The organism is Phytohabitans sp. LZ39, from assembly GCF_059359075.1.
Window position 1 is genome coordinate 18729 of record NZ_JCADBM010000044.1, and the last position, 10990, is coordinate 29718.

At 72.3% G+C, this 10990-nt stretch carries 12 protein-coding genes; 10 read left to right on the forward strand and 2 right to left on the reverse strand.

The features are described from left to right. Positions 1-43 precede the first annotated feature (43 nt). Both hisG and AC5L36_RS44445 read left to right on the forward strand, forming a co-directional pair. Positions 44-889, forward strand: a complete 846-nt coding sequence (gene hisG / locus AC5L36_RS44440) for an ATP phosphoribosyltransferase (RefSeq protein WP_441225051.1) — start codon at positions 44-46, stop codon at positions 887-889. Then, the gene (locus tag AC5L36_RS44445) at positions 889-1848 is read left to right on the forward strand and encodes a DMT family transporter (protein WP_441225053.1); all 960 of its coding nucleotides are present in this window, start codon (positions 889-891) and stop codon (positions 1846-1848) included. Before hisG ends, AC5L36_RS44445 begins: the two co-directional genes overlap by 1 nt. Before the next feature lie 170 nt (positions 1849-2018). On the opposite strand, the gene AC5L36_RS44450 is transcribed toward AC5L36_RS44445, so the two are convergent. Continuing rightward, positions 2019-2477 carry an Hsp20/alpha crystallin family protein gene (locus AC5L36_RS44450; protein WP_441225055.1) on the reverse strand — a complete coding sequence of 153 codons (459 nt, stop codon included), beginning with the start codon at positions 2475-2477 and terminating at the stop codon, positions 2019-2021. Positions 2478-2736: 259 nt separating this feature from the next. On the opposite strand from AC5L36_RS44450, the gene AC5L36_RS44455 reads away from it, so the two are divergent. After that, positions 2737-3132: a PH domain-containing protein gene (locus AC5L36_RS44455; protein ID WP_441225072.1), complete on the forward strand. Its 396-nt coding sequence runs from the start codon at positions 2737-2739 to the stop codon at positions 3130-3132. Between the two features lie 217 nt (positions 3133-3349). Here the strand turns inward: AC5L36_RS44455 and AC5L36_RS44460 are convergent, their stop codons facing one another. Further along, on the reverse strand, positions 3350-4204 hold the full coding sequence (locus tag AC5L36_RS44460) for a class I SAM-dependent methyltransferase (protein WP_441225056.1): 855 nt from the start codon (positions 4202-4204) through the stop codon (positions 3350-3352). Positions 4205-4575: 371 nt separating this feature from the next. Between AC5L36_RS44460 and infC the strand changes: the two genes are divergently transcribed. The 7 genes from infC to AC5L36_RS44495 all read left to right on the forward strand — a co-directional run. Further along, positions 4576-5187 carry a translation initiation factor IF-3 gene (infC, locus tag AC5L36_RS44465; RefSeq protein ID WP_441225058.1) on the forward strand — a complete coding sequence of 204 codons (612 nt, stop codon included), beginning with the start codon at positions 4576-4578 and terminating at the stop codon, positions 5185-5187. 19 nt (positions 5188-5206) lie between these two features. Then, complete coding sequence (gene rpmI / locus AC5L36_RS44470) at positions 5207-5401, forward strand: 50S ribosomal protein L35 (RefSeq protein WP_441225060.1); 195 nt, start codon at positions 5207-5209, stop codon at positions 5399-5401. A gap of 32 nt (positions 5402-5433) precedes the next feature. Continuing rightward, complete coding sequence (gene rplT, locus AC5L36_RS44475; protein ID WP_441225062.1) at positions 5434-5820, forward strand: 50S ribosomal protein L20; 387 nt, start codon at positions 5434-5436, stop codon at positions 5818-5820. Positions 5821-5914: 94 nt separating this feature from the next. Next, the gene (locus AC5L36_RS44480; RefSeq protein WP_441225063.1) at positions 5915-6703 is read left to right on the forward strand and encodes a TrmH family RNA methyltransferase; all 789 of its coding nucleotides are present in this window, start codon (positions 5915-5917) and stop codon (positions 6701-6703) included. A gap of 5 nt (positions 6704-6708) precedes the next feature. Beyond that, a complete protein-coding gene (locus AC5L36_RS44485) occupies positions 6709-7770 on the forward strand; it encodes a phenylalanine--tRNA ligase subunit alpha (RefSeq protein WP_441225065.1) in 1062 nt (353 codons plus the stop codon). Positions 7771-7779: 9 nt separating this feature from the next. Continuing rightward, the gene (gene pheT / locus AC5L36_RS44490; protein ID WP_441225067.1) at positions 7780-10227 is read left to right on the forward strand and encodes a phenylalanine--tRNA ligase subunit beta; all 2448 of its coding nucleotides are present in this window, start codon (positions 7780-7782) and stop codon (positions 10225-10227) included. Between the two features lie 98 nt (positions 10228-10325). After that, positions 10326-10990, forward strand: a 665-nt coding sequence (locus AC5L36_RS44495) for a nucleotide sugar dehydrogenase (protein ID WP_494909938.1), incomplete at its 3' end; no start/stop codon positions are given.

Genomic DNA, 10990 nt, shown 5'->3' on the forward strand with positions numbered 1-10990 from the left:
TGCCCTCCCTCGTCCGTTTCCGTTCTTGAAGGAGCACGTCCAGATGCTGCGCATCGCCATCCCCAACAAAGGCACCCTGTCCCGACCCGCCTCCGACATGCTGCGCGAGGCGGGCTACCGCCAGCGCGGCGACGACCGCGACCTCGTCTGCCGCGACGAGGGCAACGCGGTCGAGTTCTTCTACCTGCGCCCCCGCGACATCGCCACGTACGTCGGCTCGGGCGACCTCGACCTCGGCATCACCGGCCGCGACCTGCTCGTCGACGCGGGCAGCCCGGCCGAGGAGGTCCTCGACCTCGCCTTCGGCGGGGCCACGTTCCGCTACGCCGCCCGGCCCGAGACCCTCGCCTCGGTCGACGACATCGGCGGCCGGCGGGTCGCCACCGCGTACCCCGGGGTGGTCGAGCGTCACCTGGCCGAGCGCGGCCTCAAGGCCGACGTGATCCGCCTCGACGGCGCCGTGGAAAACGCGGTGCGGCTGGGTGTCGCCGACGTCATCGCCGACGTCGTCTCGACCGGCGCCACGCTGCGCCAGGCCGGCCTGGTCACGGTGGGCGAGCCGATCCTGGAGTCGTCCGCGCTGCTGATCCGCCGGGTCGGCGCGCCCGCCAACGGGCAGGTGGGCCAGCTGGTCCGCCGCCTCCAGGGCGTGCTGGTGGCCCGGCGTTACGTGATGCTCGCCTACGACGTGCGCGCCGACCTGCTCGAGCAGGCCACGGCGCTCACCCCCGGCATCGAGTCGCCGACCATCTCCCCGCTGCACCGCGAGGGCTGGGTGGCCGTGCAGGCGATGGTGCTCCGCGGCGACGTGCACAACATCATGGACCAGCTCTACGACCTCGGCGCCCGCGCGATCCTGGTGACGGACATCCACGCCTGCCGCCTCTGATGCGTCCCGCGGCCGGCGCGCTGCCCACGGGGCTGGCGCTCGCCGTGGCGTCGCTGGGCGGCATCTCGTCGGCGGTGCAGAGCGCCGCCAACGCCGAGCTCGGCGAGCGGGTGGGCAACGCCTCGTTCGGCGCGGTGGCCAGCACGCTCAGTGGCAGCGCGCTGATCGTCGTCGGGCTGGCGGCGATGCCCTCGATGCGGCGCGGCCTGCGCGCCCTGCCGACCGCGAAGCTGCCCTGGTGGGCGTACCTGGGCGGGGTCTGTGGCGCGCTGTTCGTGACCATCGCGACGTACGTGGTGCCGGTCGTCGGCGTCGCCGCGTTCACGATCGCCCAGGTGACCGGCGGCAGCTTCGGCGGGCTGGCGGTCGACCGGGCCGGCCTCGCACCGGCCGGCCGGCTGCCGCTCACCGCGCCTCGCGTGGGCGGCGCGGTGCTCGGCGTCGCCGCGGTCGCGCTGGCCCAGGTGGACCGCCCGATCGGCGACCTGGCGCTCGACATGCTCGCGCTCGGCATGCTCGGCGGGGCCGCGGTGGCGATGCAGGGCGCGCTCAACGGCCGCGTGTCGGCGGCCACCACCAACGCGACCGGCACCGCCCTCAACTTCGCCACCGCGACCCCGACCGTGCTGGTGGCCGGCGTGCTGCTCGGCGCGTTCGCGAGCGGCTGGTCCACCCGCCTGCCCGCCGAGTGGTACCTCTACACCGGCGGCGCCCTGAGCGTCGTGATCGTGGCCTGCCTGCTGATCAGCGTTCGCGCGGTAGGCGTCCTGCGTACGGGCCTGTCGCTGGTCGCCGGCCAGTTGGGCGGCGCCCTCCTGCTGGACGCTCTCCTCCCGGACGCCCGCGGCGCCAGCCCGGCCCTGCTGGCCGGCGCGGCCCTGACGGTGGCCGCGGTAGCCCTCGCCTCTTTCCGCGTCGACCAGGGAGTCGGCGGGCGGGTCGCGCCACCGACTCCCTGATCGACGCCGCCCTACGGGAGGTGGATGGGGCTGGTGCTCGCCTCGCTCGGTGAGGGGCCCAAGCGCCACCGCGAGCTCGCGCGAAGGGTCGGCCCGCGAGGCATACGACGAAGCCCGGCCCTCCGGGTAGGAGGGCCGGGCTTCGTCCTGGGGGTGTGGGTGTGGCCTTGTTACGCCTGCTCGATGGCGGGGGCGCCGGCGCCGGAGGTCACGGCGATCCGCGTGGCGGCGGTGCCCGCGTACGCCCCGGTCACCCGCACGCTCAGCACGCCCGCGTCGTAGGAGGCGCTGACCGCGTCGGCGGTCACGTGCTGGGGCAGGGCGAAGGAGCGGCGAAACGTGCCGTACCGCACCTCCCGCAGGCTCCGGCCGTCCTTCTCCTCGGTCCGCTCGTCGCGCCGCTCACCGTGCACGACCAGCCGGCCGCGGTCGACCTCGACCGTCACGTCCTTCTCGACGTCCAGGCCGGGCAGCTCCACCCGCACCACCGCGTCGTCCCCGTCCCGTGCGACCTCGGCGGCCGGCACGAAGCCGCTGCGCCGGGTCGCCGCCGGCCCGAACGCCTGCCGCACGAGAGCGTCAAACTCCGCGAACGGGTCACGACGGGTCCACAGCGACAAAGTGCTCATCATGTACTCCTCGAGTCCAGCCGCACCGACCCCAACCGGCCGGCGCACGAAACATAACTTGAGTCGGGTCGACTCAATTCCCACCTCGACCACGAAGTCGAGCGGATGAGCAAGGACGAGGTGCTCGCCTGGTTCGACGCCGGGCCGGGTGAGACGGGGCGGGGTGCGGGTGGCAGACTCGGGAAACGTGAGCAACGCTGTCGTACGCCTGCGCCCCCAGCGGGCCCGGATCGTGGCCTGGATCCTGGCGGTCGCCATCATGGTGGTCTTCACACTGGTCGCCACCGGCCTCAGGGGCTCGACCGGCGACGGCTACGGCACGTTCCAGCGCGGCGACCAGTTCGCGATGGTCGGGCTCGGCGTGCTCTTCGCCCTCGGCATCCTGCTCTTCACCCGCCTGCGCGTCGAGGCGGACGAAAAGGGCATCCACGTGCGCAACCTCGTCGGCGGCTACGACCTGCCCTGGGACATGGTGCGCTCGATCCGCTTCAACCGCGGCACCCCCTGGGCCACCCTCGAGCTGCGCGACGAAGACCTGCTGCCGATGATGGCCCTCCAGGCCGCCGACAAGCAGTACGCCGTCGACGGCGTCCGTGCCCTCCGCGCCCTCCTCGAAGCCTCCCAGCGCGAAGCCCAGCCCGACACCACCAGCTAGACCGTTGGCCGGTATTTCGGTGCTGGTCAGGCATCCCCCGATGACCTGGCGGGAGGGCGGCCTGATTCCTTGATCGGCGGGCCAGCTTGTAGATCGTGGTCATCTGGACCCCCTCCAGGGGGACCAAACGACCACGATCACCAGGATCTGCCCCACCTCGTCGCCGATCAAGGTCCAGCCGAATCGCGACACACGCTCTGACCAGCGTCTGGGATCTCTAGTCGGGGACGGTCGCGCGCAGGTAGGCCACGGCCATCGTGCGGCGGGTCGGGTGGTGTGCGGACGAGGACAGGTAGGCGTCGAGGTGCGCCCGCTCCTCCTCGTCGAGTGCGGCCGCCATCGCCTCCGCGTACGTCGGGGCGAGCGGGTTGGGTGCCGTGTGCTTGAGCTGCGACCAGGCGGGCAGCGGCGGCGCCGGCACGTCGAGCTGGGCCCGGTAGTCGAGCTCGACCGCCGTGAAGCCGGCGCCCTCCGCCCAGGCGAGCAGGTCCCGCTCGTCGAAGTCGACCAGGGGGCCGTCGCCGGTCAAGACGGCGACCACTCGCGCGATCAGGTCGTCGACGGGTGAGCCGGCCAGGCCGAGGAGGTCGCCGGGGCGGTGCTGCCGCGGGAAGCTGTTGATCGGCTCGAAGATGGCGAGCCGCCCGCCCGGCCGCAGCACCCGGAAGAACTCGGCGAACGCGTCCGCCTTCCGCGTGCAGTAGATGAGCACCGAGCGGGTGGTGACGGCGTCGACCGAGGCGTCGGCCACGCCGGTGAGATCTTCGGCCGACGCGCGGAGGAAGGAGCACCGTTCGTCGCCGGCGGCGGTGCGGCGGCAGTCGTCGAGCAGCTCCTGTGACACGTCGGTGAAGATGACCCGGCCGTCCGGGCCGAGGCGTTCCAGCGCGCCGAAGCCCACCAGCCCCGTGCCGCAGCCCACGTCCAGCAGCACGTCGTCGGGGCGGAGGTCGGCCCGGTCGAGGACGCCGTCACGGAAGGCCGCCAGGGCGGGGGAGTGGTGGGCGCGTATCGTGGCGCTGTCGCCGTCGCGGCGGTGCAGCAGCCAGCGCGCCCACTGGTCTGTCGACATGACGCCCAAGGTAGCCCCGCTTTCGCGTTTCGAACTACATGCTGGTAGCCTTGCTGCGTCGACCAGCTGTCACCGCCTGTGTGGCGACAGCCACGAAGCGGAGCGCCTGCTCCCACCCGAGTCGCACCTATGTGGCGGCCGGGTCCGGTCAGCTAGCCCGTTTGGGGAATCCGACGGGTTGGTGGCGCGTTGTGATCATGTGCGCCCGACCGGTCGAGCGGGCCCTGGCATATCCGCCAGGGCCTTCTGCTTTGGGCCGGCAGCGCCGGCGCGGACATGCGGGCCGGCGTGGAGGCAGGACAACGCCCGGCCGTAAACCGCGACCGGACGAGGCATCGCAATGAGGAGGCCCCATCAGCGTCGAACCACGCGTGAACGAACAGATCCGGGCACGTGAGGTCCGACTGGTCGGCCCTGAGGGTGAGCAGGTGGGCATCGTCCCGCTGGAGCGCGCCCTTCAGCTGGCCGCGGACGTCGACCTGGACCTGGTCGAGGTTGCGCCGATGGCGCGCCCGCCGGTGTGCAAGCTCATGGACTTCGGCAAGTACAAGTACGAGAGCGCACTCAAGGCGCGCGAAGCGCGGCGTAATCAGCAGCAGACCGTCATCAAGGAAATGAAGCTCCGGCCGAAGATCGACCCCCACGACTACGAGACCAAGAAGGGTCACGTCGTGCGGTTCCTGAAGGCGGGCGACAAAGTCAAGGTGACGATCATGTTCCGGGGTCGCGAGCAGAGCCGACCGGAGCTGGGCTACCGGCTCCTGCGGCGGCTCGAGTCCGAGATCTCGGACCTGGGGTACGTGGAGGCCGCTCCCAAGCAGGACGGCCGCAACATGATCATGGTTCTGGCTCCGCACCGGGCCACCAAGGCCGCCGCCGTCGCCGCCACCGCGGCGAAGGGTGGCGGAGTGCGCGAGCGGGAACCCGGCGCCGACGAGGCGCCGCCGGCCGAGGCCGGGCCCGCCGGACAGACCGGCGAGTAGCAGGGGAGAGACGTTCCAAATGCCGAAGATGAAGAGCCACTCGGGGACGGGCAAGCGGGTCAGGGTGACCGGCACCGGCAAGCTGCGCAAGCAGCAGGCCGGCCTGCGCCACAACTTCGAGGGCAAGCCCTCCACCCGCACCCGCCGGCTGTCCGGCACGGTCGAGGTGGCCAAGGCTGACGTCAAGCGAGTCAAGAAGCTGCTGGGCCGCTGACGCGCGCCACTTGACAGAGAGAAGGAGTTGAGATGGCACGCGTCAAGCGGGCTGTGAACGCCCAGAAGAAGCGCCGCACATTGCTGGAGACCGCCAGCGGATACCGCGGTCAGCGCTCCCGCCTTTACCGCAAGGCCAAGGAGCAGGTGCTGCACTCGATGCAGTACGCCTACCGGGACCGTCGCGACCGCAAGGGCGACTTCCGGCAGCTGTGGATCACCCGGATCAACGCGGGGGCCCGCGCCAACGGCCTCACGTACAACCGGCTGATCCAGGGCCTGCGCCTCGCCGGCGTAGAGGTCGACCGCAAGATCCTCGCTGATCTCGCGGTCAACGACGCGCCGGCCTTCGCCGCGCTCGTCGAGGTGGCCCGCGCGGCCGTCGCCGCTGAGGGCACCGGCGGCGCCCAGGCCGCATGAAGCACCCCACCAAAACGCTCGGCTTCGCAGGGCGTTTCGGCGGGGAACCCGCGTGACCCAGCAACACCCACGACCCGGGGAAGGTCCGTACACCGTGCGGACACCCCGGGTTGTTGCTGCCCGGCGGCTCCAGCGCCGTCGCGAGCGCGACGCCGCGGGCCTTTTCCTCGCCGAGGGACCCCAGGCCATCCGGGAGGCCGCCTCCTCGTCGGCGGTCCATGAGATTTTTGGTACGAGCGACGGCCTGACCCGGTTCGCGGATCTGATCCAGGCGGCGGGCCGATCCGGCGCGCGCGTCTCCGAGGTCACCGAAGACGCGCTCGCCGCGCTGACGGAGACCGTGCGGCCACAGGGCTTGGTGGCGGTCTGCGAGCAGCAGCCGGTACCCCTGGAAAAGGCCCTGGAAAGCGGACCGCGACTTGTCGCGGTGCTCGCCGAGATCCGTGATCCGGGAAACGCCGGCACGGTCCTGCGCACCGCGGACGCCGCGGGAGCGAGGGCCGTGGTCTTCGCCGGCGACGCGGTCGACCCCTACAACGGCAAGTGCGTGCGCGCCTCCGCCGGCAGCCTCTTCCACGTCGACGTGGTGCGCGCGCCGGATCCGGGGATGGCCCTTGCCGCGATCCGTGAGCAGGGCATGAAGATTTTCGCCGCCACCGGCTACGGCGACACCAACCTCGACGACCTGGCCGACGAGGGCGGGCTGGACGCACCCACCGCCTGGCTGTTCGGCTCGGAGGCACACGGTCTACCAGCCGATTTGCTCGACGTCGCGGACGCCCGCGTCCGGGTCCCGATCCACGGCGGCGCCGAGTCGCTCAACCTCGCCGCAGCGGCGGCGGTATGCCTTTACGCCTCGGCGAGGGCCCTCCGTAGACTCTGATGGCTGTGACGTACCGCAACGATCCGTACGACCCGAAGCAGGTCGCGCTCCTCGACCCGGACGCGCTGGGTGACGCCGTCGCGAAGGCCGGCGAGGCGTTCGCCGCGGCCGCCGATCCGGACGCGCTGGCCGGGCTCAAGCACCTGCACCTGGGCGACCGTTCGCCGGTCTCGCTGGCCCGCCGGGAGATCGGCGCGCTGCCGCCGGCCGCCAAGGCCGACGCCGGCAAGCGGGTCAACGAGGCTCGCGCGGCCATCCAGGCGGCCTTCGACGCGCGCGCGGAGGAGCTGGAGCGCCTGCACGCCGAGCGCATCCTCGCCGAGGAGCGGGTCGACGTCACGCTGCCCTGGGACCGCCGCCCGCGCGGCGCCCGACACCCGCTGACCACGCTGATGGAGCGGATCGGCGACCTGTTCGTCGGCATGGGCTACGAGATCGCCGAGGGCCCCGAGCTGGAGCTCGAATGGGCCAACTTCGACGCGCTCAACATCCCACCGGACCACCCGGCGCGCGGCCTGATGGACACCTTCCACGTCGAGGACCCGGGCCTCGTGCTGCGCACGCACACCTCGCCGGTGCAGGCGCGCACGATGCTCACCCGCCAGCCGCCGATCTACGTGGTCGTGCCCGGCCGGGTCTACCGCACCGACGAGCTGGACGCCACCCACACGCCGGTCTTCCACCAGGTCGAGGGCCTCGTGGTCGACGAGGGCATCACGATGGCCCACCTGCGCGGCACGCTCGACCACTTCGCCCGCGCGATGTTCGGCGCCGAGGCCAAGACCCGGTGGCGGCCGCACTACTTCCCGTTCACCGAGCCGTCGGCGGAGTTCGACGTCTGGTTCCCGCAGCACCGCGACGGTCCACAGTGGGTGGAGTGGGGTGGCTGCGGCATGGTCAACCCGCGCGTGCTGCGCGCCTGCGGCATCGACCCGGACCGGTACTCCGGCTTCGCGTTCGGGATGGGCATCGAGCGCACGCTGATGTTCCGGCACGGGGTGAGCGACATGCGGGACATGGTCGAGGGCGACGTGCGGTTCACCCGCGCGTTCGGCATGGCGGTCTAGGGGGCCACGGTGCGGATTCCACTTTCCTGGCTGCGCGAGTACGTCGACCTGCCGGCCGGCGCGGACGTCGCGGAGGCGCTCGTCGGTCTCGGCATCGAGGTGGACGCCGTCGTCGACCAGCGCGAGACGGTGAAGGGCGACCTCGTCGTCGGCCGGGTCGCGGAGATCGAGGAGCTGACCGGCTTCAAGAAGCCGATCCGCTTCTGCCGGGTCGACATCGGGCGTGAGCAGCCGCAGGAGATCGTCTGCGGGGCCACCAACTTCGCCACCGGCGACCTCGTCGCGGTGATCCTGCCCGGCGGCGTGCTGCCCGGCGGCTTCGAGATCGGCGCCCGCAAGACCTACGGGCGGATGTCGGCCGGCATGATCGTGTCAGCGCGCGAGCTGGGCATCAGCGACGAGCACGCGGGCATCATCGTGCTCCCGCCGACCACCGACGCCAGCCCGGGTGCGGACGCCCGGCCGTACGTGGGGCTCGACGACGTCGTCTTCGAGCTGGAGATCACCCCCGACCGCGGCTACGCGATGTCGGTGCGCGGCATCGCCCGCGAGCTGTCGCACGCGTTCGAGGTGCCGTTCCGCGACCCAGGGCTGGCCGACGCGCCCGGTGCCACTCCCGAGCCGGCGTATCCCGTGGTCGTGGAAGACACGGTCGGCTGCGACAGGTTCGCGGCGCGGGCCGTGCGCGGCATCGACCCCAACGCGCCCTCGCCGGAGTTCATGCGGCGGCGGCTGACCACCGCGGGCATCCGCACGCTCGGCCTCGCCGTCGACATCACCAACTACCTGATGCTGGAGCTGGGCCAGCCGATGCACGCGTTCGACATGGCGCGCATCCGCGGGCCGTTGCTGGTGCGCCGGGCCGCGCCGGGAGAGAAGCTGACCACACTGGACGGTGTGGCCCGCGTGCTCGACGCCGAAGACATGGTGATCTGCGACGAAACGGGACCGATCTCGCTCGCCGCCGTCATGGGCGGCGAGACCAGCGAGGTGCAGCCGGACACAGTGGACGTGCTCTTCGAGGCGGCGCACTGGGATCCGGTGATGGTCAGCCGCACCGCCCGCCGCCACAAGCTTTTCAGCGAGGCGGCCAAGCGGTGGGAGCGGGGCGTCGACCCGGCCGCGCCGCTGGTCGCGCTCGACCGTGCGGTCGCGCTGCTCGTCGAGTACGGCGGCGGCGCGACGGATGGCAACGTGCTCGACATCGACAACGTGGTGCCGCCGCGGTCCCTGGTCATCGACCCGACGCTGCCGGGCCGGCGGGCGGGTGTGCCGTACACCGCCGCCCGCGTCGTGGAGACGCTGACCGCGGTCGGCTGCACAGTCTCCACTGTGGACGGGTTCTTGGACGTCACCCCGCCGACCTGGCGGCCCGACCTCACCGACCCGGCCGACCTGGTCGAGGAGGTGATCCGGCTCGACGGATACGGCAAGGTCCCCAGCGTGCTGCCGGTCGCCCCGCCCGGCAACGGCCTCACCCCGGCGCAGCGCCGCCGCCGCGCCGTGGCCAGCGCGCTCGCCGAAAACGGCTACGTGGAGGTGCTGTCGTACCCGTTCGTGGGACCGTCCGCTGTGGACGGTCCGGCGGTGCGGCTCGCCAACCCACTCTCCGACGAGGAGCCGTTCCTGCGCACCTCGTTGCTGCCGCCGTTGCTCGGCACGCTCAAGCGCAACATCGGTCGCGGCCACCGAGACACCGCCCTGTACGAGATGGGCACCGTCTTCCTGCCCCGTCCGGGTGCCGGCAGCCCGCCGGAGATGGGCGTCGACCGGCGCCCGACCGAAGAGGAGTTCGCCGCCGCCGACGCGACCGTGCCGCACCAGCCGTGGCACGCCGCGGTCGTGCTGGCCGGCGAGGTCGAGCCGGCCGGCTGGTGGGGCGCGGGACGCCAGGCCGGCTGGGCCGACGCGATCGAGGCGGCCCGGATCACCATCGCGGCGGCCGGCATCGCGGACGAGCGGGTGACGGTCCAGGCGGCCGAGCGGGCGCCGTGGCACCCGGGCCGCTGCGCCGCGATCGCCGTCGACGGGGTCACCATCGGCCACGCGGGTGAGCTGCACCCGACCGCGCTCGCCGCGCTCGATCTGCCCCGCCGCACCAGTGCGATGGAGCTCGACCTCGACGCGCTGCCCGAGGCGGGCGTCGCGCCGGCGCCGCGGGTCTCCGGGTTCCCGCCCGCGCTGATCGACGTGGCGCTGGTGGTCGGCGAGTCCGTGCCCGCCGCCGACGTGCAGGCCGCGGTGGTGGCCGGTGCCGGCGACCTGCTGGAGTCGGTGCACCTCTTCGACGTCTACACCTCGGCGCAGCAGCTGGGGGAGGGGCGCAAGTCGCTCGCCTACAAGCTGACCTTCCGGGCACCTGACCGTACGCTCACCGTGGAGGAGGCGGTCGCGGCCCGCGACGCCGCGGTGGCCGAGGCCGCTGCCCGGTTTGGGGCTGTTCTGCGCGGCGCGTAACGCTTTGGGATGGTTGCGCGGTATCGGACCCCCGGCATCCGTCGGGTAGCCGCGAGGCCGTATCTTTCGGTGGTCCTTGGGCACACAATTCTCACGAGATGTCGAACGGGGTTGAGATGACGGAGGCGTTCACGACCGACGTGTGCATCGTCGGTGGCTGCGGACGGGTGGGCCTGCCACTCGGCATCGCGCTCGCGTCGCGGGGCCTGACGGTGACGCTCTACGACATCAACGCCGCCGCCGTCGAGACGGTCAACTCGGGCACCCTGCCCTTCGACGAGGAGGGCGCCGGCCCGGTGCTCGCCGAGGTCGTCGCGGCCGGGCGGCTGCGCGCCTCCACCGAGCCTGCGACGGTCGGCTCGGCCGAACACCTCGTCGTCGTGGTGGGCACGCCGGTCGACGAGCACCTCAACCCCGACCTCGGCGCGGTGCCGCGGGCGCTGGAGCGGTGCGCCGAGCACCTGCGCCCCGGCCAGCTCGTCGTGCTCCGCTCGACCGTGTACCCCGGCGTCACGGCCCTGACCGAAAAGCTGCTCACCGGCATGGGCATCGCGGTCGACGTGGCCTTCTGCCCGGAGCGGATCGCCGAGGGCAAGGCGATGACCGAGCTGTTCGCCCTGCCGCAGATCGTCTCCGCCCGCACGCCGCAGGCCTTGGCCCGCGCGGAAAAGCTCTTCCGTCACCTGACCGACCAGATCGTGCCGCTGGAGCCCGAAGAGGCGGAGCTGGCGAAGCTGTTCACGAACACGTGGCGGTATATCAA